22 protein-coding genes are annotated in these 24,621 nt (G+C 65.1%); 20 read left to right on the forward strand and 2 right to left on the reverse strand.

Annotated elements, in window-relative coordinates; genetic code table 11:
* The first annotated feature begins 140 nt into the window (after positions 1 to 140).
* The 20 genes from ACR9YP_RS31035 (at position 141) to ACR9YP_RS31130 (ending at position 22,216) form a co-directional block, all read left to right on the forward strand.
* Positions 141 to 1,391, forward strand: coding sequence for an ABC transporter substrate-binding protein (locus ACR9YP_RS31035; RefSeq protein WP_474217800.1), 1,251 nt, complete (start codon positions 141 to 143; stop codon positions 1,389 to 1,391).
* Positions 1,392 to 1,525: 134 nt separating this feature from the next.
* The gene (locus ACR9YP_RS31040) at positions 1,526 to 2,353 is read left to right on the forward strand and encodes a helix-turn-helix domain-containing protein (protein WP_438109551.1); all 828 of its coding nucleotides are present in this window, start codon (positions 1,526 to 1,528) and stop codon (positions 2,351 to 2,353) included.
* A gap of 195 nt (positions 2,354 to 2,548) precedes the next feature.
* Positions 2,549 to 3,559 carry a branched-chain amino acid ABC transporter permease gene (locus ACR9YP_RS31045; protein ID WP_438109552.1) on the forward strand — a complete coding sequence of 337 codons (1,011 nt, stop codon included), beginning with the start codon at positions 2,549 to 2,551 and terminating at the stop codon, positions 3,557 to 3,559.
* 1 nt (position 3,560) lies between these two features.
* Positions 3,561 to 4,643, forward strand: coding sequence for a branched-chain amino acid ABC transporter permease (locus tag ACR9YP_RS31050; RefSeq protein WP_474217801.1), 1,083 nt, complete (start codon positions 3,561 to 3,563; stop codon positions 4,641 to 4,643).
* Complete coding sequence (locus ACR9YP_RS31055; RefSeq protein WP_025035423.1) at positions 4,636 to 5,418, forward strand: ABC transporter ATP-binding protein; 783 nt, start codon at positions 4,636 to 4,638, stop codon at positions 5,416 to 5,418. The genes ACR9YP_RS31050 and ACR9YP_RS31055 overlap by 8 nt, the downstream gene beginning before the upstream one ends.
* Positions 5,411 to 7,621: a Tm-1-like ATP-binding domain-containing protein gene (locus ACR9YP_RS31060; protein WP_474217802.1), complete on the forward strand. Its 2,211-nt coding sequence runs from the start codon at positions 5,411 to 5,413 to the stop codon at positions 7,619 to 7,621. The genes ACR9YP_RS31055 and ACR9YP_RS31060 overlap by 8 nt, the downstream gene beginning before the upstream one ends.
* Positions 7,622 to 7,624: 3 nt before the next feature.
* The gene (locus tag ACR9YP_RS31065; protein WP_438109555.1) at positions 7,625 to 8,458 is read left to right on the forward strand and encodes a phosphoenolpyruvate hydrolase family protein; all 834 of its coding nucleotides are present in this window, start codon (positions 7,625 to 7,627) and stop codon (positions 8,456 to 8,458) included.
* Between the two features lie 25 nt (positions 8,459 to 8,483).
* A complete protein-coding gene (locus ACR9YP_RS31070; protein WP_474217803.1) occupies positions 8,484 to 11,387 on the forward strand; it encodes a flotillin family protein in 2,904 nt (967 codons plus the stop codon).
* Between the two features lie 10 nt (positions 11,388 to 11,397).
* Complete coding sequence (locus ACR9YP_RS31075) at positions 11,398 to 11,835, forward strand: SRPBCC family protein (RefSeq protein WP_018318067.1); 438 nt, start codon at positions 11,398 to 11,400, stop codon at positions 11,833 to 11,835.
* Between the two features lie 2 nt (positions 11,836 to 11,837).
* A complete protein-coding gene (locus ACR9YP_RS31080; protein ID WP_438109556.1) occupies positions 11,838 to 12,281 on the forward strand; it encodes an SRPBCC family protein in 444 nt (147 codons plus the stop codon).
* A 2-nt stretch (positions 12,282 to 12,283) separates the two neighbouring features.
* Positions 12,284 to 13,102 (forward strand): FAD binding domain-containing protein, encoded by an 819-nt coding sequence (locus ACR9YP_RS31085; protein ID WP_438109557.1) that lies wholly within the window; start codon positions 12,284 to 12,286, stop codon positions 13,100 to 13,102.
* Positions 13,103 to 13,114: 12 nt separating this feature from the next.
* The gene (locus ACR9YP_RS31090) at positions 13,115 to 13,591 is read left to right on the forward strand and encodes a (2Fe-2S)-binding protein (RefSeq protein ID WP_438109558.1); all 477 of its coding nucleotides are present in this window, start codon (positions 13,115 to 13,117) and stop codon (positions 13,589 to 13,591) included.
* A 9-nt stretch (positions 13,592 to 13,600) separates the two neighbouring features.
* Positions 13,601 to 15,193, forward strand: a complete 1,593-nt coding sequence (locus tag ACR9YP_RS31095; RefSeq protein WP_438109559.1) for a xanthine dehydrogenase family protein molybdopterin-binding subunit — start codon at positions 13,601 to 13,603, stop codon at positions 15,191 to 15,193.
* A complete protein-coding gene (locus tag ACR9YP_RS31100; protein WP_370988607.1) occupies positions 15,193 to 16,215 on the forward strand; it encodes a xanthine dehydrogenase family protein molybdopterin-binding subunit in 1,023 nt (340 codons plus the stop codon). The genes ACR9YP_RS31095 and ACR9YP_RS31100 overlap by 1 nt, the downstream gene beginning before the upstream one ends.
* Positions 16,216 to 16,225: 10 nt before the next feature.
* Positions 16,226 to 17,107: an AAA family ATPase gene (locus ACR9YP_RS31105; protein WP_128956247.1), complete on the forward strand. Its 882-nt coding sequence runs from the start codon at positions 16,226 to 16,228 to the stop codon at positions 17,105 to 17,107.
* Entirely contained in the window at positions 17,104 to 18,225 is a 1,122-nt protein-coding gene (locus ACR9YP_RS31110) for a vWA domain-containing protein (RefSeq protein ID WP_474217804.1), read from the forward strand. The genes ACR9YP_RS31105 and ACR9YP_RS31110 overlap by 4 nt, the downstream gene beginning before the upstream one ends.
* Positions 18,222 to 19,106 carry an amidohydrolase family protein gene (locus tag ACR9YP_RS31115; protein ID WP_438109560.1) on the forward strand — a complete coding sequence of 295 codons (885 nt, stop codon included), beginning with the start codon at positions 18,222 to 18,224 and terminating at the stop codon, positions 19,104 to 19,106. The genes ACR9YP_RS31110 and ACR9YP_RS31115 overlap by 4 nt, the downstream gene beginning before the upstream one ends.
* Positions 19,107 to 19,137: 31 nt before the next feature.
* Entirely contained in the window at positions 19,138 to 19,986 is an 849-nt protein-coding gene (locus ACR9YP_RS31120; protein ID WP_438109561.1) for an MBL fold metallo-hydrolase, read from the forward strand.
* A 22-nt stretch (positions 19,987 to 20,008) separates the two neighbouring features.
* Positions 20,009 to 21,583, forward strand: coding sequence for an isochorismatase family protein (locus ACR9YP_RS31125; protein WP_474217805.1), 1,575 nt, complete (start codon positions 20,009 to 20,011; stop codon positions 21,581 to 21,583).
* Positions 21,584 to 21,589: 6 nt separating this feature from the next.
* Entirely contained in the window at positions 21,590 to 22,216 is a 627-nt protein-coding gene (locus ACR9YP_RS31130; protein ID WP_438109562.1) for an FMN-dependent NADH-azoreductase, read from the forward strand.
* A 37-nt stretch (positions 22,217 to 22,253) separates the two neighbouring features.
* On the opposite strand, the gene ACR9YP_RS31135 is transcribed toward ACR9YP_RS31130, so the two are convergent.
* Together ACR9YP_RS31135 and ACR9YP_RS31140 are read right to left on the reverse strand one after the other, a co-directional pair.
* Entirely contained in the window at positions 22,254 to 23,279 is a 1,026-nt protein-coding gene (locus ACR9YP_RS31135) for a glycoside hydrolase family 5 protein (protein WP_474217806.1), read from the reverse strand.
* Positions 23,276 to 24,586 carry an O-antigen ligase family protein gene (locus ACR9YP_RS31140; RefSeq protein ID WP_438110837.1) on the reverse strand — a complete coding sequence of 437 codons (1,311 nt, stop codon included), beginning with the start codon at positions 24,584 to 24,586 and terminating at the stop codon, positions 23,276 to 23,278. The genes ACR9YP_RS31135 and ACR9YP_RS31140 overlap by 4 nt, the downstream gene beginning before the upstream one ends.
* Positions 24,587 to 24,621: the final 35 nt, after the last annotated feature.

A 24,621-nucleotide genomic window follows, 5' to 3' on the forward strand; every position in this document is an offset into this window, starting at 1 on the left:
CCGTCAAGCCGAACGAGGCGTCCACGCATGCACCGCATGCGACTTCGGCTAGCCTCCCCGTCAAATCCGCGAGCCCTTCGAGCAGCGGGCGCAGCGCCGGTCCGGCGTGGCGACAAATCGACGACACAGGGAGGAGCACAATGTCGAAATGCAGTGTGGGGCTGCTGGCGCTGAGCAGCCTGTTTCTTTCAGGCGCCGCGATCGCGCAGGAAAAGATCAAGGTGGGGGTGACCGCAACGCTCGAAGGCACGTACACGGTGCTCGGCGAGGACGGCATGCGCGGCCATCAGACCGCCCTCAACGTGCTCGGCAAGAAGGTCGGCGACAAGGAACTCGAATTCATCGTCGCCTCGACCGACGCAACGCCAGACTCCGCCGTGCGCGCCGTGCGCAAGCTGATCGAGCAGGACAAGGTGCAGATCCTGCTGTCGCCGCTCTCCGGTGACGAGGGCATCGCGGTGAAGAATTTTGCGAAGACCCACCCTGAGCTGACCTTCATCAATGCGGCCTCCGGCGCTCAGGAAACGACTTACGTCGATCCGGCCCCGAACTTCTTCCGCTACAACATGGACGGCGCGCAGTGGCAGGTCGGCCTCGGCAAATACGCCTATGAGGAAAAGAAATATCGCAAGATCGCAACTGTCGGCGAGGACTACTCCTTCATCTACACCCAGGTGTTCGGGCTGGTGCTCGAGTTCTGCGGCATGGGCGGACAGGTGACCAACCGGCAATGGGTGCCGCTCGGAACGAAGGATTTCGCCTCCGTCATCGCCGCCCTGCCCGACGACGTCGACGCCATCTATCTCGGGCTTGGCGGCGCGGATGCCGTCAACTTCCTCAACCAGTATCAGCAGGCCGGCGGCAAGGCGCATCTGATGGGCGGTTCCATCATGATCGATCAGACCATCCTGTCGTCGAAGGGAAACGCCAAGAATGCGCTGATCGGCACCATCGCCGCGAGCGGCCAGGCCGATACCTGGGAGGATCCGGGCTGGCAGAAGTTCGTGAAGGCCTATCAGGACGCCTTCCCGCCCAACAAGCGCTTCCCAAGCCCATCGCTGCTCGCGACAAACTATTATGGCTCAACCATGGCGCTGATCCTCGCGCTGCGTCAGGTCAACGGCGACCTCTCCAACAACCAGGCGAAGTTCAAGGAAGCACTGGCGAAGATCGAGCTCGATGCGCCGAACGGCAAGATCAAGCTCGACTCCAACCGCCAGGCGATCGGCACCAACTTCGTCACCGAAGTCGTCGATGACGGCAAGGGCGCGCTGTTCAGCAAGGTCGTGAAGGTGATCCCGAACGTGAACCAGACGCTCGGTTATGATCCGGCCGTGTTCTCCAAGATCGGGTTGCCGGGCCGCACCGTACCGGAATGTAAAAAGTACTGACGCATCACGCCTGCGCAGGCGGAGAGCGACTTGCTGACGCGGTTGCTCTCCGCTCTTGCAATCTCGGCTCTTGCAATCTCGTCGGCGTTGTTGAACGCTGGCCGAAAAGACAAAAACATTCGGGAGGGGAAGGCATGAGCCGTGCGCTCGCCGTCTTCCACGGCCGGTTCGGCCGGGCGACGGTTTATCAGTTGAACCGCCCTTTCAATATTCACGCCCATCGTGAAGGTCATCTGATCTTCCATGTCGGCGGCATGCCGGCATGCATCGATGTCTCCAACGGGCATTATGATCTCACCGAATCCTCCGTGGTCGCCGTCAATCCATGGGAGCCGCATAACTTCCTGCCGGCCGATCTCGACGGCGGCGCGATCTTCTTCGTGCTGTACGTCAATGCCGAATGGTTTGCGCCTGATGCATCCGGCTCCGATCGGCTGCGTTTCGGCCGCACCCAATTCAGGCGCACGCCTGCACTCGACAAGCACATCAGGCGGACCGCCGCGCTCGTTTGCGGCGCACCATCGCTCTCCAGTCTGGATTCCGAGCTGCGGCGGCTGATCGACATCTGCTACGACGAAAGCTGGCAGCAGGCGGAGATCGCGCGCGATGCGCGCGCCAGTGGCGCCGTGACCGACTTCCGTGTGCGCAAATGCATCAGGCTGATGTCGGAGAGTCCCGGGGCCGAGATGGAGCTCGATACGATCGCGCGGGAATCCGGTCTGTCTCGGCCGCATTTCTACCGGCTGTTCCGGGTCCAGACGGGCGTCACGCCGAACCTCTATCTCAACACGCTGATCATGGAACAGGCGCTCGAAGCGCTGGTGGCGAGCGAGGCGCCGATTGCCGATATCGGCTTCGATCTCGGCTTCTCCTCGCAAAGCGGCTTCACCCGCTTCTTCGCCGCCAATGTCGGGATGGCTCCGACCGATTATCGTCGCGCGGCCAAGGTTTTGCGCGCCTGACCTCTGCGCGAAAAGATACTCACGATCAAATGTCCTCCTCGCAGCCCGGCTAGGATGTGGGCAACACGATCCGGCTAGAGGATTGCGAGTCCAGGGAGGACGTTCGCCCATGGCGAGGTACGCAGCCGCTGCGAGGCTGTCTGACCCACACCCGATGAGCCTTCGGCGTGCCGCCTGGGCGAACGGACGGCGCACATGAGCCGCTTTGTCGAACGCCATCCCGCCTGGGCGCTGATCGCAATCATTGCCATTGCCGTCGGGCTCTGGCTGATCTTCGCGGTCTGGCCGCCGGGCCTCGAAGAGGCCATCGGCCGCAAGCGTGTCTTCCTCAACGCCGTCTTCAACGGCATCACGCTCGGAGGGCTCTACTTCCTCGTCGCCAGCGGGTTCACGCTGATCTTCGGCCTGATGCGCAACGTCAACCTCGCGCACGGTTCGCTCTATCTGTTCGGCGGCTATGTCGGCTACGCCATCAGCGCCTCGACCGGCTCCTGGATCCTCAGCTTCATCGTCGCCTTCATCCTGACTGCCCTGGTCGGCGTCCTGCTCCAGGTGATCGTGTTCCGCCGGATGGAGGGACAGGATCTCAGGCAGACCATGGTGACGATCGGCCTTTCGATCGTGTTCGCCGATCTGATGCTATGGGCCTGCGGCGGCGACTTCTATCAGATCCAGACGCCGAACTGGCTGATCGGCCCGGTGGAGCTGCCGCTGATCACTGCGATCAAATCCTCGGGCGAGCCGGTCTATCTCAGATATCCGCTGGTGCGGCTCGTGATCTTCGCCGCTTCCGTGATCATCGGCGTAGCGATGTGGCTCGCGCTCAACCGCACCCGGATCGGCATGATCATCCGCGCCGGTGTCGATGATCGCGATATCCTTGCCGCGACCGGCGTGCGCATCCAACTCGTCTTCGTGCTGGTGTTCGCGTTCGGCGCGGGTCTTGCCGGCATCGCCGGCGTCGTCGGCGGCACCTTCCAGTCATTGTCGCCCGGCGAGGACATCCGCTTCCTGCTGGCTTCCCTCGTCGTCGTGATCGTCGGCGGCATGGGTTCGATCCCCGGCGCCGCGCTCGGCGCACTGATCATCGGCCTCGCCGAACAGCTCGGCTCGGTCTACATCCCGACCTACGCCATCGTCGTGACCTTCCTGATCATGGTGCTGGTGCTGGCCATCCGGCCGCAAGGCCTATTGGCGAGGCGTTGAGATGTCGCTCGCCCACGATGCCCGCGTTGCCGTACGCCCCGCCACGATGGCGCAGCGCCCGTCGCGGACATGGCCGGAGGTCAACAATCCCGCGGCCTGGATCGTCGCGGTCATTCTCCTGATCATGCCGCTGATCGCCAACGGCTTCTTCCTGATCGAGATCTTCGCCTCCAGTTTGATCCTCGGCACCATGGCGCTGAGCCTGATGTTCCTCGCCGGCTATGGCGGCATGGTCAGCCTGATGCAGCTCACCATCGCAGGCTTCGCGGCCTACATGGTCGCCGTGTTCGGCGTCAGCGGCAACGCCAATATCAGCCTGGGCTGGCCGTGGTGGCTCGCGGTCCCGATGGCGCTGGCGCTGGCGACCGCCTTCGGCACGCTCGGCGGCGCGCTCGCGGTCCGCACCGAGGGCATCTACACCATCATGATCACGCTCGCGATCGGCGCTGCCTTCTACTATTTCACCAACCAGAACTGGGCGATCTTCAACGGCCATACCGGCATCAATACCGTGGCCACCCCGCACTTCTGGGGCGTGAACTGGCGCGCCGACATTCCCTTCTATTACGTCGTGCTCGCGGTCGCCGCGCTCTGCTATTTCGCGGTCGAATATCTCTCCCGCGCTCCCTTCGGCCTTGCCCTTCAGGGGGTGCGTGACAACCCGCGGCGCATGGCTGCGCTCGGCTTCAACGTCAATGCGCACCGCGTTGCCGCCTACGCCTTCGCCTCCTTCGTGGCCGCGCTGGCCGGCGTGCTCCAGGTCTGGAACTACCGGCAGATCTCGCCGGGCTCGGTCAGCGTCGGGGCGTGCATCGACGTACTGATCATCGCCGTCGTCGGCGGCATCACGCGCCCGATCGGGCCCTTCATCGGCGCGCTGATCTTCGTGCTGCTACGCACCTTCGCACTCGACTTCCTGGTCCGGCTTGGGCTCGATGGCAACCGCTTCCGCCTGCTGATCGGGCTCGGCTTCCTCGCCATCGTGTTTTGGTCCTCGGACGGCGTCATTGGCCTATGGCAGCGCTGGCGCAACCGTCAGCGCCGCAGCGCCGACCGTTCCGGTGGAGGCCGCCGCCATGGATAGCGTCGCCCAGCGCCTCTCCGCCGTCGGTGCCGGCGCTGCGCTGGAGCTGCGCGGCGTGACGCGCCTGTTCGGCGCGCTGGCAGCGCTGACCGACGTCACCATCACCGTGCGCCCTGGCGAGCGGCGCGCGGTGCTCGGTTCGAACGGCGCCGGCAAGACCACGCTGTTCAATTGCATCACCGGTGACTTCCCGCCCTCCTCCGGCACCATCCGCTTCTTCGGCGAGGACGTCACGCACTTCCCACCCTATGAGCGCATCCGGCGCGGGTTGCGGCGGACCTATCAGATCTCGGCGCTGTTCCCCGGCCTCACCGTGCAGGACAACGTCTATCTCGCTTGTCGCGGCGTCTCGCGCGGGCGCTTCTCGTTCCTGCGTCCGGGACAGAACGATGCCCTGATGCATGCGGCGGACAATCTCGTACAGGCCGTGCATCTTTCCGCCGTAAAGGACCAGCGCGTAGCCGAGCTCGCGCACGGCCAGCAGCGCCAGCTCGAGATCGCACTCGCGCTCGCTGGCGCGCCGCGCTTCGTCCTGTTCGACGAGCCGGCGGCGGGCCTGTCGCCGACCGAACGGGCCGAGCTGATCGAGATCCTGACCTCGTTGCCGGCGCATATCGGCTACATCATCATCGAGCACGACATGGATGTGGCGCTGCGCGTCGTCGAGAGCGTCACGATGATGCACAACGGCCGCATCTTCAAGGAAGGCCTGCCACAGGAGATCCAGTCCGATCCCGAGGTGCAGGAGCTCTATCTCGGAGGCGGCCATGAATGAGGTCCGCCGCAGCAAGGCCGCGCTCGAGGTCCGCGGCCTCGATGTCTACTATGGCCACTCGCATGCCCTGCAAGGCGTCGACCTCACCCTGGAGAGCGGCGTGTTCTCCGTCGTCGGCCGCAATGGCATGGGCAAGACCACGCTGTGCAAGGCGATCATGGGTCTCGTCGGCGTGAGCGGCGGCTCGATCCGCGTTCGCGGCGAGGACATCACGCGGCGGGCACCGGCGCAGATCGCCCGGCTCGGCGTCGGCTATGTGCCGCAAGGACGCCGTCTCTGGCGCTCGCTCAGCGTCGACGAGCATTTGCGGCTTGCCGGCGGATTGCGGCCCGGCGCCTGGACTGTCGATCGCATCTACGAGACCTTCCCGCGGCTCGCCGAACGCAAGGATCACGGCGGCGGCCAGCTCTCCGGCGGCGAGCAGCAGATGCTGGCCATCTCGCGCGCGCTGCTCACCAACCCGCATCTCCTCATCATGGACGAGCCGACCGAAGGCCTCGCGCCCGTCATCGTGGCGCAGGTCGAGGAGATGCTGCTGCGGTTAGGAGAGGACGGCGACATGTCCGTGCTCGTGATCGAGCAGAATATCGGCGTTGCCACCGCGATCTCGCGCAACGTCGCGATCATGGTCAACGGCCGCATCAACCGCATCATCAACTCCGCCCGCCTCGCCGCCGACCGCGAGCTCCAGCAGCGCCTGCTCGGCGTCGGGCTCCATGCCGAGCTCGAGCCTGATATCGACGTCGCCGCATCCGCTGACGATCCCAAGCCGGCACCGCCGCCACGCCGCGACGGACCAATCCGCATCTACATCTCCAACCCGACGCTCCCGACCCGATGGTCGCAACCGGTGCCGATCGCCCGCATCGAGGCCGCAGCGCGTACGCTCTCGACGCAAGTCGCGCGGCTCGACGAGACGGCACGGCGCAAGCGCGAGCCGGTATCGGCGCAGACGGCAGGGCCACCCGTCGTGCTGGTCGTCGGCACGCTCGACACCAAGGGCCAGGAGCTGCGCTTCATCCGCGACATCATCGCGGGACCCGGACTGCGCACGCGGCTGATCGACGTCTCGACCAGCGGCCGGCATTCCAGTTGCGATATCTCCGCGCAGGAGATTGCCCTGAACCACGGCCGCGGCGGCGCGGCGGTGTTCGGTCCCGATCGCGGGGCCGCCGTGACCGCGATGGCTGATGCCTTCGCCAACTGGCTGCGCCGCCAAGGCAATATCGCAGGTGTAATTTCGGCGGGCGGCTCCGGCGCGGCCTCGCTGGTCGCGCCGGGCATGCGTGCGCTTCCCGTCGGCGTGCCCAAGCTGATCATCTCCTCTATCGCCTCGGGCGATGTCGGGCCCTATGTCGGCCCCGCCGACATCACGATGATGTACTCGGTCACTGATGTGCAGGGGCTGAACTCGATTTCGCGGGCGGTGCTGGCCAACGGTGCCAATGCGCTCGTCGGCATGGTCAAGGCACGACTCGATACGCGCGCCGCAACGGCGCGCGAGGCTGGCGGCCTGCCCTCGGTCGGCATCACCATGTTCGGCGTCACTACGCCCGCGGTGCAGAGGATCGCAGCCGAGCTGCGCGACGATTTCGAATGTCTCGTCTTCCATGCCACCGGAGTCGGCGGACGCTCGATGGAGAAGCTCGTCGACTCCGGGCAGCTCGCCGGCGTCATCGACCTCACAACCACCGAGATCTGCGATCTGCTCATGGGCGGCGTGTTTCCCGCGACGGAAGACCGCTTTGGCGCGATCATCCGCAGCCGGCTGCCCTATGTCGGCTCGGTCGGCGCGCTCGACATGGTCAATTTCGGCGCGCCCGAGACCATTCCCGAACGTTACCGCGGCCGCAAGTTTCACGTCCATAATCCGCAAGTGACGTTGATGCGGACCACTGCCGAAGAGAATGAGCGCATGGGCCGCTGGATCGGCGAGCGGCTCAACCAGATGGACGGTCCTGTACGCTTCTTCCTGCCCGAGGGCGGCGTGTCCGCACTCGATGCGCGCGGCCAGCCATTCTGGGATCCGGACGCCGACGCCGCGCTGTTCCGCACGCTGGAGCGCACGGTGCGGCAGACCGGCAACCGCCAGCTCATTCGCGTGGCCAAGAACATCAACGATCCCGAGTTCGCCGCCATCATAGTCGGTGCGTTCCGGACCCTGTTCGGCCGCGCCGGGGCGCGCCGAAGAGTAGCGAGGTGACCGATGGCGAGGTTTGAACGCGCAGCGCTCCTGAAGACGTTTCGCGACATGGCAAGGCGCGGTGAACCGATCGTCGGCGGCGGCGCCGGCACCGGTCTGTCAGCCAAGTGCGAGGAGGCCGGCGGCGTCGACCTCATCGTCATCTACAATTCCGGCCGCTACCGGATGGCCGGCCGCGGCTCGCTCGCGGGTCTGATGGCTTACGGCGATGCCAACGCCATCGTGCTGGAAATGGCGAACGAAGTGCTGCCCGTGGTCGCCAGGACACCGGTGCTGGCGGGCGTCAACGGCACCGATCCATTCCGCGACATGGACGTGTTTCTCGACCAGTTGAAAGCGCTCGGGTTTGCCGGCGTCCAGAACTTTCCGACCGTCGGCCTGATCGACGGCACGTTCCGCGCCAATCTCGAGGAGACCGGCATGTCCTATGCGCTGGAGATCGACATGATCGCCAAGGCGCACGACAAGGACATGCTGACCACTCCCTATGTGTTCAGCGAGAAGGAGGCCGCCGCGATGGCGATCGCCGGCGCCGACATCATCGTCTGTCACATGGGTCTGACGACCGGCGGCACCATCGGTGCGCAGACCGCGCTGAGGCTCAGGGACTGCCCCGCGCAGATCGACACCTGGGCGTCCGCTGCGCTCAGCGTCAATCCGGACATCCTGGTGCTGGCTCATGGCGGCCCGATCGCAGATCCCGCCGACGTCGATTTCATTATGAAGAACACCCGCCATTGCCACGGCTTCTACGGCGCCTCCTCGATGGAGCGACTGCCCGTGGAACGGGCGCTGACGGAGCAGGTGCGTCAATTCAAGGCGATCGGCGCGCGGTAACGCCGGAGGTACGAGGGAGGGAAAGATGTCGGGGATATTGGTCGGTGAATTGATCCTCTGGCTAATCGTCGCGATCGTCGTGATCGTGGTTGGCGTCTACATCGTGAACTGGCTTTACCATCGCTCCTCCAAGGAGATTTCGTTCGTCCGCACCGGCTTCCTCGGCGAACGCGTGGTGATCAATGGCGGCGCCTTCGTGCTGCCGTTCATCCACGACTACACGCCCGTCAACATGAACGTGCTGCCGATGGGCATCGTCCGCTCCAGGCAGGACGCCGTGATCACCCGCGACCGTATGCGCATCGACATCGAGGCCGACTTCTACGTCCGGGTGCAGCCGACCCGCGAAGCGGTCTCGATTGCGGCTGCGACGCTCGGCCGCCGCACCATGGAGCCCGAGCAGCTCCATGCGCTGCTGGCCGGCAAGTTCATCTCCGCGATCCGCTCGGTCGCCTCCGAAATGACCATGGAGGAGATGCACGAGCGGCGCGGCGACTATGTCGCACGGGTCAAGACCAATGCCGCCGAAGCGCTCGCCCAGAACGGCCTCGAGCTTGAATCGGTCGCGATCACCGATCTCGATCAGACCGACCTGGAGTTCTTCAATCCCTCGAACCGGTTCGACGCCGAAGGCCTGACCCGCCTGATGGAGGATATCGAGGCGAAACGAAAGCTACGCAACGACATCGAGCAGGACTCGATGATCAAGATCCGCTCCCGCAATCTGGAAGCCGAGCGGCAGGCGCTCGAGATCGAGCGCGAGAGCGAGACCGCACGCCTGGAGCAGGAACGCGACATCGAGATGCGCCGCGCACTCCAGCGCACCGAAGTTGCCCGCGAACGCGCGCTGCGCGAGACCGAGGCGGAACAGGCGCAGATTTCCGCCCGCGAGGCCATCGAGCGCGCCCGCATCGCCAATGACCAGGCGATCGCCGAGGCCCGCATCGCCTCCGAGCGCGAGACCCGGCAGAAGGAGATCGAGCGGACCCGCACCATCGAGGAGAAGGAGCTGCTGGCACGCGAAGAGATCGAGAAGACCCGGATCGCCAACCAGCGCTCGATCGACACCAGCCGCATCGCTTCGGAGCGCGAAGTCCGCCAGCGCGAGATCGAGCGGATGCGCACGGTCGAGGAAGCCGAGATCGCCGCGCGTGAAGCGATCGAGAAGGCGCGGATCCAGCAGGACCGCGTCGTCACCGATGCCCGCATCGCCAACGAGGAAGAGACGAGGCGCCGCGAAATCGAGCGCACGCGTGCCGTGGACGAGGCCGAGATCGCCGCGCGCGAGGCGACGGAAAAGGCCCGCATCGCCCAGACCATGACGGTCAATGTCGAGCGCATCTCCTCGGACGAACGCACCCGCGCGCTCGAGATCCAGCAGGTGCGCACCATCCAGGAGGCCGAGATCGAAGCCCAACGCGCTGTCGAGGCCGCCCGCATCGCCCGCGAGCGGACGCTCGCCGCCGAGCGCATCGCCGCCGAACAGAATACGCGACAACTCGAAATCGAGCGCAACCAGGCGCTGGACGTCGCCGGCATCGCCGCCCGCGAGACCACGGAAGCGACGCGGATCGCGCAGGAGGAGCGTGTGCGCTCGCTGGAGATCGCCCGCAACCGCGCCGTCGAGGAAGCCGATATCGCCTCGCGCGAGGCGATCGAGGCGGCCCGCATCGCCCAGGAGAAGGCGGTCGCGGCCGAACGCATCCAGGCCGAGCGCGACACCCGCGCGCTCGAGATCGAACGAACCGGCGTCTTGGAAGCGGCCGAGCTGAACCGGCGCGACGCCGTCGAACGCCAACGCATCACGGTCGATCTGGCGCTCGAGGCCGAACGCATCAATTCCTCCAAGAAGCGCGAGGTGCTCAATATCGAACAGAAGAAGGCGATCGAGATCGCCGATGAGGACCGCGTCATCGCGCTGTCGACCAAGAAGTCCGAGCGGATCGACGCTGACCGCCAGGTCCGTCAGGCCGAGATCGTCGCGCGCAAGGAGGTCGAGACCACCGACGTCGCGCGCGAGCAGGCGCTGGAAGCCGCCCGCATCGAGCGGCGGCGCGCCATCGAGCAGCTCGAGGTCGCTCGCGTGCAATCCTTGCAGGAAGCCGAAATCGCCTCCCGCGAGGAAGTGGAGCGCGCCCGCATCGCGTCGGATCGCGGCCTCGACGAAGCCCGCATCGGCCGCGAGCGCGAGCTGCGCAAGCTCGAAGTCAATCGCGAAAAGGACGTCGAGACGGTGCTGATGGAGAAGGCCATCGCCATCCATCAGAAGTCGCTGGAGGAGTCGGCGGCACGCGCTGCCGCCGAGGAAGCGCGCATGCGGGCGACTGAAGCCGCCGAGCGCGTGGTCACCGCACGTGAGAGCGAGATCGCAAAACGCCGCAAGACCGTCGAAGTGCTGCTCGCCGAGAAGCAGGCCGAGGAGACGCGGATCGCCGCGGAAGCCGAGCGCGTGCGCGCCGCGGTCGAGGCCGAGGCGCAGCGCATGCTCAACGAGGCCGAGAACGTGCTCACCGACCAAGCGCGCTACTCGCTGTTCCGCCGCAAGCTGCTCGACCGCATCGAGGGCATCGTGCGTGAGAGCGTCAAGCCGATGGAGAAGATCGAGGGCATCCGCATCCTCCAGGTCGACGGCCTCAATGGCAACGGACACGGAAATGGCAATGGCGGCCGCAGCGCCACCGACGAGGTGATCGATTCGGCGCTGCGCTACCGCGTCCAGGCGCCGCTGATCGACTCGATCTTGTCGGACATCGGCGTCGAGGGCGGCAGTCTTGCAAAGATGCCGGGCCTGATCCGCGAGGCCCGCGACATGCAGGGCATCAAGGATTCCGCGCGCAAGAGCGGTGGCGGCGACAAGCCGGCGACCGCCCCGCCTGCGGCCGAAGGCGGTGAGCCGCCGGCCGAGCGCGGGCCGAGAAAGAAGAGCTGAGGTCTGACCCATGGCCCGCGTCTACGTCTCAACCGTCGTCAACGCCCGCAACGACCGCGTCTGGGCGCGGGTGCGCGATTTCAACGGTCTGCCGAACTGGCATCCGGCCATTGCCGAAAGCCGGATCGAGGGCGGCGAGCCCGCCGACAAGATCGGCTGCGTCAGGGATTTCCGCCTGCGCAATGGCGACCGCATCCGCGAGAAGCTCTTGGGCCTCTCCGACTACGACATGTTCTGCACCTACTCGATCCTGGAATCCCCAATGGGTGTGGAGAACTACGTCGCGACCCTGCGGCTGACGCCCGTCACCGACGGCGACCAGACCTTCATGGAATGGACCGCCGAGTTCGACTGCGCGCCGGAGCGCGAGACCGAGCTCGTCAGCAACATCGGCGGCGGCGTGTTCCAGGGCGGCTTCGATGCCCTGAAGCGCGTGTTCGGAGGTTAGCCGTGCCGCATATCGTCAAAAGCACGATCCTGAGCGCACCGACCGATGCGGTGTGGAACGTGCTGCGCGATTTCAACGGGCATGACCGCTGGCATCCGGCGGTTGCGACCTCCTCGATCGAACGCGCTCAGACTTCCGACAAGATCGGCTGCGTCAGGCGATTCAAGCTGAAGGATGGCTCCGAGCTGCGCGAACAGTTGCTGGCTCTGTCAGACCTTGAACAGACCTTCAGCTATTGCCTGCTCGATACCCCGATCCCGATGTTCAATTACGTCGCCCATGTCCGACTGCTGCCGGTGACCGATGGCGACCGCACTTTCTGGCATTGGGAATCGCGCTTCACCACGAAGCCGGAGGACCAGGACCGCATCACCCACATGGTCGCGGAGGATATCTATCAGGCCGGATTCGAGGCGATCCGCCGCCATCTGAAGGAGGGCGCCTAGCCATGGCTGTGACCGTAAAGACCTTTGCCAGCGCCGGCGAAGCGGCCGGGGCAATATCCTCGGATCGCAGCGCGCGCTATCTCGGCGGCGGCACGCTGGTGATGCGGGCGCTCAACGAGGGCGACGTCTCGATTTCGACCATCGTTCGCGCCAGCGACCAGACGCTGACCCGGATCGATGCGTCGGGCCCGCGGATCACGCTGGGCGCCGGCGTCACGTTCGCGAGAATTCTCGGCGAGCGCGACCTCGCTTTCCTGCACGCGCCCGCCCGTTCGATCGGAGGCCCTGCCGTGCGCAACATGGGCACCGTCGGCGGCAATCTGTTCGCGCCCAACCCTTACGGCGATTTCACCGTGGCGCTGCTGGCGCTCGACGCCACCGTCGCCGTGCAAGGCGGCTTCGGCGCCCGCGACATCGCGATCGAGGAGTTCCTGCAATCGCGCGAGCGGCAATCCGGCGCCTTAGTGCTCTCGATCTCCTGCACCCGGCCGGCCAGCGCTGAGGCCTTTCGCTACCGCAAGGTTGCCCGCATCAAGCCGAAAGGCGGCTCGGTCATCACGCTGGCCGCACATCTGCCGGTCAGCGGCGGGCGCATTGCCGGTGCTCGCATTGCGCTGGGTTCGATGGCGCCGACCCAGATCCGCGCCAAGGCTGCGGAGCGTGCCCTCGAAGGACGCACGCTCGATGCCGCGAACATCAATGCAGCCGCCTCTGCCGCAGTCGAAGGAACATCGCCCGCCGACAATGCGCTCGGCAGCGCCTGGTATCGCCGCGAGATCGTCGGCGTCCATCTCCGCCGTTTGCTGTCCGGCCAGGAATAGACTGGGATCACCATGTCCAAGACGCCTCTGCAATTCCGTCACAACGGCCGCGACGTCGCTATCTTCGTCGATGGCGGCACCAACCTGCTGGTCGCCCTACGCGAGCTGGTCGGCGACATGACCCCGAAATTCGGCTGCGGCCAAGGCGGCTGCGGCACCTGCAGCGTGCTGATCGACGGAGAACTCCACCTCTCCTGTCTGACGCTTGCCGAGACCGTCGCCGGCCGCTCCGTCGAGACGCTCGACGGCCTCAAGCAGGGCCCGAACCTGCACCCGCTCCAGCGCGCCTTTGCCGACAATTTTGCCGCTCAATGCGGCTATTGCACGCCGGGCATGCTGATGGCCGCAAAGGCGCTGCTCGACCGCAATCCCTCCCCGAGCCGGGCCGACGTGATCGAGGCGATCTCCGGCAACATCTGCCGCTGCACCGGCTACGAGCCGATCATCAATGCAATCCTCGCCGCCGCAGGCGGCCGGGCCAGCGCCTGAGGTCAGACCATGCTGGAACTACGCAAGGACATCTTCGCCGACGAGCGCGACGACAATCTCAAGGAGATCGGCAAGGGCACGCAGCGCCAGGACATGCTCGGTCACATCACGGGCACGTCGAGCTATTTTGGCGATCATAAGCTCCAGGGCATGCTGAACCTGAAGGTCGTGCGCTCGACCCAGGCCCATGCAAGGCTGCGCCGCATCGATACCACGGACGCAGAACGCTCGGCCGGCGTGCGCCGGATCATTCGCGGCGCAGACGTGCCGGTCAATCTCAACACGCTGCTGAGCCTGATCAATTTCGGCAAGGATGACGAGCCGTCGCTGGCCGTCGACAAGGTCCGCTACAAGGGCGAGCCGATCCTCGCCATCGTCGCCGACAGCGAGCGGGAGGCTTTCGAGGCCATCGCAAAGGTCAGGATCGACTACGAGCCGCTGCCGACCGTGTTCGACGTCGAGGATGCGCTGAAACCGGGCGCGCCCGTCGTCAACGAGACCTATCCGAAGAACGCCTTCATCTATCACGACGTCTACGATCACCAGCGCCTGCGGTTCGGCGATGCCGATGCGGCGCTCGCGAGCGCCGACCACGTGCTCGAACAGCGCTACCAGATGTCGCCGATCGAGCACGCGCCGACCGAGACCAATGGCGCGATTGCGGCGCCCGACACCAACGGCCGCTACGTCGTCTACACCTCGACCCAGGCGCTGTTCTTCTCGGTCGACACCTGCGCCAAGATTTTGGACGTGCCGTCCAACACCTTCCACTTCATCGGCGGCACCGTCGGCGGCGGCTTCGGCGGCAAGGTGGATACCTTGACCGAGCCGCTCGCCATTCTCGGCGCCATGTTGACCGGGCGTCCCGTGCGCTACGTGTTCGGTCGCGAGGAAGAGATGCAATACGGCCCGCCCCGCGGCGCCGAGCGCATCTACATCAAGGACGGCGTCATGCGCGACGGCCGCATCGTCGCGCGCAAGATCCGTGCCTATTTCGACAGCGGCGCCTATACGCGCCTCTCCAGCTACGCCGCGGTGAAGTGCGCCGCGCATCTGCCGGGTCCCTACACCATCCCGAACGTTTATGGCGACGTCTACTGCGTCTTCACCAACCGCACGCCGGCGACTGCCATGCGCGGCTTCGGCGTCACGGCAATGGACTTTGCCATTGAGTGCCAGATGGACAAGCTCGCAAACCTCGTCGGCATGGACCCGATGGAGTTCCGGATTCTGAACGCCTATCGCGACGGCGACATGAAGGCACATCGGCGCGAGGCCAAAAACGCGGCGCTGATCGAATGCGTTCAGGTCGTCGCCGAAAAGGCCAAGTGGCCGATCCGTGACGAGTTCAGGCGCGCCTCCTCCCGCAAGGATGGCGGCGGCAGCCGCGCCGCGATCCCGCCGACGCCGACGGAGCCGCGCGCGCGGCCCGCCGCGCCCGCCCAGCAGCGCACGACCTATGACCGCGCGCCCGTGACCGCGACAAGAGAGCCGCCGCGCGAACCACCTCCGCCAGCACCGCCACCTCCTCCGCCGCGCCCGGCCGCGCCATCGCACGGCGCCACGCGCTTCTCCTCCGTCTTCGGCACCAGGAGGCGCTAATGACCAGGCATCGCGGGCGCGGCATGGCATCGATCAACTATCCCATCGGCATGAACCTCGGCGGCGATCCCAGCCAGGCGCTGGTTCATTCCAATCCCAGCGGAAAGTTCACGGTGGCCCTGTCGTCGATCGATCTCGGTCAGGGCATGAAGTCGGTGACGCGCCAGATCTGCGCCGAGACGCTCGGTGTGCCCGTCGAGGACGTCTATGTCGACACGGCGGACTCCGACACCGGCCCGCATTGCATGGGCTCGTTCGCCTCGCGCGGCACGCATCGCGTCGGCAACGCCGTGATGGCCGCCGCCCGCGAAGCGCGCGGCGTGATGATGGAGGCTGCAGCCGAGGAGTTGGAAGTCAATGCGGCCGACCTCGAGACTGACGGACGCGGCAACATCCACGTCAAAGGCGCGCCGCATCGCTCGATCTCGACCAAGGATGTCGCGATCGCCGCGCAGTTCAAGCAGGGCAAGACCATTTCGGGTCGCGGCATCTTCCTGGTCCCGCTGTCCGACGTCGACCCCGAAACCGGAGAGATGTCACCGGCAACGTGTTATGCCCATGCCTGCCTCGTCGCCGAAGTCGAGGTCGACGACGAGACCGGCGAGGTCGCGATGATCAGGATGGACTCCGCCTATGAGCTCGGCCGCGCGCTCAACCCGCGGCTCGTCGAGCAGCAGCTGGTCGGCGGCGCCTGGATGGGCGTCAGCCACGCGCTCTACGAGACGCCAGAGCCTTACTATCCCGACCCCACTCACGGCCCGCGCGACTTTGTCGAATATCTGATGCCAGGCCCCGGCGATATCTGCCCGCACGATATCGCGGTGCTGGAACGCCCTGCTCCCGATGGTCCCTTCGGCGCCAAGGGCCCCGGCGAGATGTGCGCCAACCCGGTGCTGCCGGCCGTGGCGAATGCGATCTTCAATGCCGTCGGCGTGCGCATCGACGATCTGCCGATCACGCCCGAGAAGGTGCTGCGCGCGATCAAGGCCCAGGGCGGCGCACGGCCGCAGGCGCGGCGCTAGAGGTATCGTCGTGGCGGTTCGCAGCAACATCGTCGGCATCGACAGCCCCGAGGCGCTGGAGAAAGCGCTGCGCGCGGCCTATTACCTCGCCGACGAGGGGCTGGCGACCGCCGCCTATCTTGGCCTCGCCCTTGGCAAGCCGCTTTTGCTGGAAGGAGCGCCGGGCGTCGGCAAGACGGAGGCCGCAAAGGCCATCGCTGCCGTGCTCGGCCGCCGCCTCATCCGCCTGCAATGCTACGAGGGCATCGACGCCTCTGCCGCGCTCTATGAGTGGAACTACCCGCGCCAGATGCTGGCGATCCGCCAGGCCGGCGACGAGAGCATCGACATCTACGGCGAGACGTTCCTGATCGAGCGGCCGATGCTGGCGGCGCTCCGCGCGCCCGATTCCACCGTGCTGCTGATCGACGAAATCGACCGCGCCGATCAGGAGTTCGAGGCCTTCCTGCTCGAATTCCTCTCCGACTTCCAGATCTCGATTCCCGAGCGCGGCACGGTGCGCGCGGCGGAGCGCCCCGTGGTCGTGCTGACATCGAACCGGACCCGCGACCTGCACGAAGCCCTGCGCCGCCGCTGCGTCTATCACTGGATCGACTATCCGACCGCGGAGCGCGAAGCGCGCATCATCATGATGCGCGCCTCCAGCGTTGCCGAGGCCACGGCACGCGCCGTCGTCGCAGCCGTCGAAAGGCTGCGGCGCGAGCCGCTGAGCAAGGCCCCCGGGATCGCCGAAGCCGTGGACTGGGCCGAGGCCGCGACGCTACTTCACAAGGGCGGCGCGCGCTGGCCCGATGCGTTCAAGCGCTCGATCGGCGTCGCGCTGAAGGACGAAGAAGACCTGCATTTCATCTCGCCACGGCTCGACGCCATGCTCGCGGAGGCGACGGTATGAGCACCGATCTGCAGCTTCCGCGCGCCGCACGCGTCTTCGTCGCCTTCGTCCCGCTACTGCGCGCGAACGGCTTTGCCGTGGCACCGGAGCAGACCACGACGTTCCTGGCGGCTATCAAGCTGCTCGGCCCTGATAGCATCGAGGATATCCGACAAGCTGCACTGGCGACGCTGGCTCCGCCGCCCGAACGTCGTGCCACCTTCGACCGGCTGTTCGATCTGCACTTCCGCGGCAGCGAGACGATTGCGCGCGATGACGAGGGCGAGAACGATGAGACGGTCCGGCTCCAGGAAGAGGGCCGCGGCGACGAGGAGCCCCTGCTCTCCGACGAGGCGAGCGAGTCCGGCCTCACCGCGACCCGGACCGAGGCCCTGGTCGAGCGCCGTTTTGGGGCGAGTTCGACCATGGACGCGCTGCGCCGCCTGGCGCGCGAAGCACCGCGACGTCTGCCGCGACGACGTGGTCACCGGCGCATGCGCACTCGCCGCGGACCGTTTGCCGACCTTCGCCGCACGTTGCGCGATACTGTCCGTAGCGACGGCGAGATCTTGCGGCTCGGTCACCTCAAGCGGCGGCAGCGCCCACGCAAAATATTGCTGCTGATCGACGTGTCCGGCTCGATGAAGAGTCGCACCGAAGAGAACATGAAGCTCGCACATGCGCTGGTGCAGGCGGCGCCCAATGTCGAGGTCTTCACCTTCGGCACGCGGCTGACGCGCGTCACCCGTCCGTTGCGGCTGAAGCGTCGCGAGCAGGCGTTGAACGCGGCCGCTCACCTCGTCAGCGATTGGGACGGCGGCACCCGCATCGGCGACGCACTGCAAGCCTTCCTCGCCGTGCCACGGTTCGGCGGCTATGCGCGCGGCGCCGCCGTCGTGATCGTCTCCGACGGGCTCGAGCGCGGTGACCCCGATGCACTTCGCGACGCCGTCGCAAAATTGTCGCGGCGGGCCTGGCGCTTGAGTTGGCTGACGCCGCTTGCCACGAGCCCGGCCTTTCGCCCGCAGACGGAAGCGCTCATGGCCATCGAGCGCTTCGTCGATGACCTCGTCGATGGCGGTTCGAGCGCGTCGATCGTCGCGCACATTCTGGCATTGGGACGAAGGAGAGCGGCGTGACCGAAATTATCGACGGCCATCATCACATCTGGCGGCAGGCCGACCTGCCCTGGCTGATCGGCCCCATGCAGCCGCGCATCTTCGGCCCCTATGAACCGATCCGGCGCGACTATCCGATCCAGGAATATCTCGACGACCTCAAGGGCAGCGGCGTCACCCGCTCGGTCTATGTTCAGACCAACTGGGCCAACGACCGCTTCGAGGACGAGGCCGCCTGGGTGCAGCAGACCGCCGACGAACACGGCTGGCCACACGCGATCGTCGCCTACGCCAACTTCGCCGTCGAGGACGTCCGTCCCCAGCTCGATCGCCTCAAGCGCTATCCGCTCGTGCGCGGCGTGCGCATGCAGCTGCACTGGCACGAGAACCCCCTTTACCGCTTTGCGGCCCGCGCCGATCTCTGCGCCGATCCAGTGGTCCGCCGCAACGTCGCGCACCTCGCCGACTATGGCTGGAGCTTTGATTTGCAGGTGTTCACGCCCCAGATGCCGGAGGCAGCGGAGCTAGCCAAAGCTTGTCCGGAGGTGACCTTCATCCTTCAGCATGCCGGCATGTTGGAGGATCTCTCGCCGGCAGGCCGCGCCGCCTGGCGCGCCGGCATGGCGCGGCTCGCGACCTGCCCGAACGTGGTCTCAAAGCTCTCCGGCCTCGGCACCTTCATCCATCGCAACGATCCCGCGCACATCGCCGCCGTGCTCGCCGATACCGTTGCGATCTTCGGTGCCGAGCGCTGCCTGTTCGGCTCCAATTTCCCGATCGAGAAGTTGTGGACCAGCTATCGCGAGCTCGTCGATGCGTTTCGCGCGGCGGCCGCGCCGTTGAGACCGGCGCAGCAAGACGCGATCTTCAGGACCACCGCGGCGCGCGTCTATCAGCTTTGACAGACAAGAAACAGATGAGGGAGGGCAACGAATGGCGCTGGAGATCAAGATCCTGGACTATGGCGACATCGAGCTGGAATCGAGCTTCCTGGTGCTCGGCCGCGACTGCGGCCGCACGCGCCGCGTCCTCACCCTGGGCTTTTTGATCCTCGGCGGCAAATATCCGGTCGTGGTCGACACCGGCTATCGCTCCAACCAGATCATGGAGACGCTGGGCATGCGCGGCCTGCAATACCACGAGAACATGATCGAGAACCAGCTCGCGCGCCACGGCGTCCGCATGGGCGACGTCCGCTTCGTCTGCCACACCCATCTGCACATCGATCATGCCGGCAAGGACGATCTGTTCCCGATGAACACGACCGTCGTCCTCAACCGCAAGGAGCTCGAATATTCCGTCTCCGGCCTGATGCATCCGCAATATCCGGCGCCCGACATCAAGCACCTGATCGACCGCCTGCACACCAAGAACGCGCTGCGCTTTCTGGATCTCGAAGTCACCGGCCCGATCGAGTTGATGCCTGGCGTCTATTGCGATGCCGCCAACGCCCATACCGAGGGCTCGATGAACATCATCGTTCACACCGCCGACGGCATCGCCACCATTTGTGGCGACGTGATCTACGACTTCAACGACCAGATCGTCACGCCCTTCAACGAGATCCACGATTGGGAGCCGCGCACCACCGGCAACCACGGCACCAGTAAGCGTGCGGAGAAGGCGGCGATCAAGAAGCTGCTCAGCAATTCGCGCTATCTGCTGCCCGTGCACGATCGCCCCGCCAGGATCGAAGGCGGCAATGTGGTCGGGCGGCTGCACGACCAGGTCCCCGGCCCGATCGTGCAGTCCTTGCCAGCACGCAACTGGTTCCCGGCTTGACGTGACCTGAGGATATCGACCGATGACGCACGTCACCTTGCGCTCCGAATTCGAGACTCTGATCGACCCGTACGCGCCCGTCGCGCAAGTTGGCACCGGCTTCGACTTCACGGAAGGACCGGTCTGGCATCCGATCGATCATTACCTGCTGTTCTCCGATATGCCGGGCGACGTGCGACGGCGCTGGGATGCGCGGCGCGGTGTCGTGGAGGTCAAGCGTCCCGCGAACAAATGCAACGGCATGACCTATGATGCCGAGCTCAATTTGATCGTCTGCGAGCACGCGACATCGTCGCTGGTTCGCGAGCGGCCGGACGGGTGGCGGGAGGTGCTGGCTTCGCACTTTGGGGGACAGGAGCTCAATAGCCCGAACGACGTCTGCGTCCACTCCTCCGGCGCGATCTATTTCTCCGATCCGTGGTATGGCCGCATGCCGGTCTATGGCGTCGAGCGGCCACGCCAGCTCGGCTTTCAGGGCGTCTATCGCGTCGTGCCCGGCGGCGAGCCGAAGCTCGTCGTCGACCGTAACCTGTTCGATCAGCCGAACGGACTGTGCTTCTCGCCGGACGAGAAGCTGCTCTATGTCAACGACACCGTTCAGGCGCTGATCCGCGTCTTTGATGTCGACAGTGACGGTTCACTGTCGAACGCGCGCGTGTTCGCGAGCGGCATCCGCTCCGAGCTCGAGCCGGGCGTGCCCGACGGCATGAAATGCGACCAGCACGGCAATGTCTGGGTCACCGCGCCCGGCGGCGTCTGGGTCTATTCGTCGCGCGGCGAGCTGCTCGGCAAGATCCGCGTGCCCGAGCTCGTCGCCAACCTCGCTTGGGGCGGTCCAGACTTCCGCACGCTGTATCTGACCTCGACCCATTCGGTCTATGCGATCCCGACCAAGGTCGGCCCGCGGCATGAGCCCTATATGAGCGGCCGGCGAAGCGGCGGCGGCGCGGCGCCAAGCTCCGCGCCAGCGGTACCCATCCTCGCCGAGGGCGAGATGCGGCTCGATCCGCAGCGTTGCGCGATGATCATCCAGGACCTCCAGAACGACGTCATTATGGACGGCGGCGCCTTCGCCGAGTCCGGCGCCCCAGGGCATGCGCGCCAGCAGCACGTGGTGGACAACGTCCGCCGCCTCGCCGAGGCCGCGCGTGCCCGCGGCGTCGCCATCATCCACGTCTGGTTCATCGTCGAACCCGGCGCGCCCGGCGTCACGCTGAATGCGCCATTGTTCGAAGGCCTCGTCGACAGCAAGGCGATGGTGCGCGGAAGCTGGGGGGCGGCGCCAGTGTCCGGCCTCGAGCCGCGGCCCGGCGACTTCGTCGTCGAGAAGATGCGCATGAGCGCGTGGGAGGGCACGCGGCTGGAGACGATCCTGAAAGCGACGGGGCGCGACATGATCATCAATACCGGTGCCTGGACCAACATGTCGGTCGAACACACCGCGCGCACCGGCGCCGACAAGGGTTATTTCATGATCGTGCCCGAGGATTGCTGCTCGACCATGAACGCCGACTGGCACAACGCCTCGATCAACTTTGCCATGCAGAACGTCGCGGTCGTGACCAGGGCGGATACGATCATCAGGGCGCTGGAATGACGCGCGGTGCCGAAGCTCCTGCACCTCTCCTGCTCGCCCCGCCCCGACTCGGAATCGAGTGCCGGCGCGCTGGTCTTCATTGAGCACTTTCGTCAGGCCCATCCCGATTGGGACATCGACGTCATGGATCTCTGGCGCGAGCGGATGCCTGAGTTCGCTGGCCCCATCCTCGAAGCCAAATACGCGCGCATGAACGGCCATCGCTTCAGCGATCCTCAACGCGCCGGCTTTGCCGAGGCCGAGCGCTTGGCGCTGCGCTTTTCACTCGCCGATCGCGTGTTGATCTCGACGCCGATGTGGAACTTCGGCATCCCCTACAGGCTGAAGCAGTTCATCGACATCATCGTCCAGCCCGGGCTCACCTTTCGTTTCGATCCGTCGCAGGGATATGTCCCGCTGCTGAGGGACCGGCCGACACTGGTGATCCTCGCCAGCGGCAGCGATTTTTCCACCGGCATGAACCGCGGCCGCATCGATATGGCGACGCCCTATTTGCGGGAAATCCTGCGCTTCATTGGCATCAACGATGTCCGTTTCGTTGCGATCGGGCCGACCATCGGGCCGCGGCAATCGATTGAAGCAGCCCGAGAACGGGCGTTTAAACGCCTCGGCGCCCTGGCTGCGCATTTCTGACGCTGATGCATGACGCGGGGGAACCGTTGCCGCCGCTTCAATGCGGCGGCGGGATCAGGGCGCGCAGGATGCCCGGCTTCCAGGCCTGACGCGCGCTATCGAAGGCCGCAAAATCATGGTCGAATTGCCAATAGGCCCATGACCAGCCAAGCCTGTCGGCGCTTCTCGCCATGAAGGAGAGGTATCGCAAACGACTGTCGGACGGAGCGCGCTCGTACACCCCGAATTCGCCGAGATAGATGGGGCGCTTCTCTCTGTCCGCCCAGAGACTCATCTTCCTGAAATCGGTGGCGGCTTTCGCCTCGTCATCCGGAGTGCCCCAATCCAGGGGACCGATTTTCGAGAAAGTTGCAGACCATGGTGCCCCTTGGTGCGTGAACCGTATGGGCGCGTAGTAGTGAAACGTGACAATGAGGTTCCTGTCCTCGGCCGGCAGAACCAGCTCGTCGACAGGGATCTCATCCGTGTTGAGAACGGCGGCAATGACCGGCCGCTCTGGGTTGGTGCGGCGGATGATGCCGAGACACTCGTTGAGCAGTGAATTCCAGCTGGCGGACGTCATGTGCCCACCAGGCTCATTCAGGACCTCGAAGACGAGCGTGGGGTACTTCCCGACATAGCGCTCGGATATCTGCCGCCAGAACGACTTGAGCTTCTCAGTGCATCCGGCAACGTCGCTTTGACAAATGTGCGTGTCGTGCTCGTCGACGACAGGAATGAGGCCCCTCGCGAGGACCTCCTCGATGACGGCATCAAGCCGCCTCAGGACGATCTCATCCATGACGTTCTCCGGGCTCATGAACTTGAAGCCGAAGAAATTGATCCTGACGTGCGAGAACCCGGCCTTCTTGATAGCCGTTAAATTGTTCAGGCGAAACGGCGCGTTCTGGCCGCCTTCCCAGATTCCATCGTAGCCGAGAATATTGATACCGCGCCCCAGTCTCGGCACGTCGCGGGAATTAGCCCGCTCGGCTCCGTGAACGTCGGAGAAGAGTGATGCAACGAAGAGCGCCGTTGCTGCCAGCATGACGCTCCCCGGCAGCCGAGCGCGCATGACGGTCATCTTGCGTCCATTTGCAAGGACTGGAAGTCGACCTTTGGCATCGGCCTGCAGGTCGCAAAGAAGAATGAGACGAGCAGCACCGACGTGAACATTGTCGAACGGAGGAATGTCGTCTCCGTAAAATTGGTCTGAAAGCTGAGCACGACAAATCCGATGATGAGAGCGCAGTGCGAACGATCGATGGATCTGGTCGAAATCAGATCGAGAATCTTGCTCGAGAACAGAACAACGCTCGCAGCGAAAAGCATGTATCCCAAAAACCCAGTTTCCATCAGGATCGCGATGTAGCCGCTGTGATAATTGTCCAGCACCCAGCCGTGGTTCTGTTCGAAATAATCGTAGATCGATGGGACCGTCCAAAAACCGTTGATCCCGAAGCCGAGCAGCGGCGCATCGTCGAAATGGCTGATGGCGTAGTGCCAGATAAACGTTCGCTCGGTGAAATCGATGGTCGCATCGCCGACATGGATGGCGTCATAGCCCGTGACGTAAAAATAGAGAAACAGGATCCCGGCCAGGATGCACATGACGAAAGGCAGGACTGCATAGACCCTCATGCAGCCCACCGACCACATCGAGGTCACGAGCAATGCACAGGCCGCCAGGGCAACAGCACCGGCACCGCGCGATTCCGACGCAAGGACACAGGTTGAGGCCAGCAGGAACACGACGAGGAACGTCGGCCACCCCTGCCCCTTCATCTTAAGATAACAGGCAAAAAACATCAGATACGCGCCGACGAAGCCGAGCGTCTGCTTCGATTCATAGACGCCCTGCCATTGACCGCTGTGCATCCAGGTTTGGTCTATCCCGATATCGGGCACAGCAAGCGCACAGAAGGCCGATGCTGCGACCAATATGAACAGGCCAAGGGCCGTGGCCTTCACGATCTCGTCCATCTCGAGGCGCGTGACGAGACAGAATGCGCCGAAGGTCGTCATGGCAAGCGCCGCACTCTTCATGAGCGCTGCCGCGCTCAGGCTCGACCAGAACACCGAAATGACTGCGAAGGTGTAGAATGCGAGCAGCGCGATCAAATCGGGATTGAACTGCAAGCGCAGGCGCGGGCGCACGAATGCACTTGCGTAGATGAGGACGCCCCACATCAGGAGCGCCACAGCCTGTTGCACAAAGCTCAGCTCCGGCGGCAGGAGCGCGGCGTTGAAGATGCCCATCGACGCGACCACATTGATGGTGATCGAGCAGCTGATTGCAATTCTGGCAATCTTCTCAACGCCAATACTGCGCGTCTCCCAGAACGCGCTCTCGAGTGCCCCGGAATCCACCTCGGTCTGCAGGCTGGCCATGTACCGACCTTCCTTAAGCGCGGTTAATAATTTGC

The sequence above is a fragment of the Bradyrhizobium sp. BR14999 genome, assembly GCF_056106085.1.

Coding starts and splice junctions, on each gene's coding strand:
- ACR9YP_RS31035 (WP_474217800.1), top strand. CDS start 141: ATGTCGAAATGCAGTGTGGGGCTGCTGGCGCTGAGCAGCCTGTTTCTT.
- ACR9YP_RS31040 (WP_438109551.1), top strand. CDS start 1,526: ATGAGCCGTGCGCTCGCCGTCTTCCACGGCCGGTTCGGCCGGGCGACG.
- ACR9YP_RS31045 (WP_438109552.1), top strand. CDS start 2,549: ATGAGCCGCTTTGTCGAACGCCATCCCGCCTGGGCGCTGATCGCAATC.
- ACR9YP_RS31050 (WP_474217801.1), top strand. CDS start 3,561: ATGTCGCTCGCCCACGATGCCCGCGTTGCCGTACGCCCCGCCACGATG.
- ACR9YP_RS31055 (WP_025035423.1), top strand. CDS start 4,636: ATGGATAGCGTCGCCCAGCGCCTCTCCGCCGTCGGTGCCGGCGCTGCG.
- ACR9YP_RS31060 (WP_474217802.1), top strand. CDS start 5,411: ATGAATGAGGTCCGCCGCAGCAAGGCCGCGCTCGAGGTCCGCGGCCTC.
- ACR9YP_RS31065 (WP_438109555.1), top strand. CDS start 7,625: ATGGCGAGGTTTGAACGCGCAGCGCTCCTGAAGACGTTTCGCGACATG.
- ACR9YP_RS31070 (WP_474217803.1), top strand. CDS start 8,484: ATGTCGGGGATATTGGTCGGTGAATTGATCCTCTGGCTAATCGTCGCG.
- ACR9YP_RS31075 (WP_018318067.1), top strand. CDS start 11,398: ATGGCCCGCGTCTACGTCTCAACCGTCGTCAACGCCCGCAACGACCGC.
- ACR9YP_RS31085 (WP_438109557.1), top strand. CDS start 12,284: ATGGCTGTGACCGTAAAGACCTTTGCCAGCGCCGGCGAAGCGGCCGGG.
- ACR9YP_RS31090 (WP_438109558.1), top strand. CDS start 13,115: ATGTCCAAGACGCCTCTGCAATTCCGTCACAACGGCCGCGACGTCGCT.
- ACR9YP_RS31095 (WP_438109559.1), top strand. CDS start 13,601: ATGCTGGAACTACGCAAGGACATCTTCGCCGACGAGCGCGACGACAAT.
- ACR9YP_RS31100 (WP_370988607.1), top strand. CDS start 15,193: ATGACCAGGCATCGCGGGCGCGGCATGGCATCGATCAACTATCCCATC.
- ACR9YP_RS31110 (WP_474217804.1), top strand. CDS start 17,104: ATGAGCACCGATCTGCAGCTTCCGCGCGCCGCACGCGTCTTCGTCGCC.
- ACR9YP_RS31120 (WP_438109561.1), top strand. CDS start 19,138: ATGGCGCTGGAGATCAAGATCCTGGACTATGGCGACATCGAGCTGGAA.
- ACR9YP_RS31125 (WP_474217805.1), top strand. CDS start 20,009: ATGACGCACGTCACCTTGCGCTCCGAATTCGAGACTCTGATCGACCCG.
- ACR9YP_RS31135 (WP_474217806.1), bottom strand. CDS start 23,279: ATGACCGTCATGCGCGCTCGGCTGCCGGGGAGCGTCATGCTGGCAGCA.
- ACR9YP_RS31140 (WP_438110837.1), bottom strand. CDS start 24,586: ATGGCCAGCCTGCAGACCGAGGTGGATTCCGGGGCACTCGAGAGCGCG.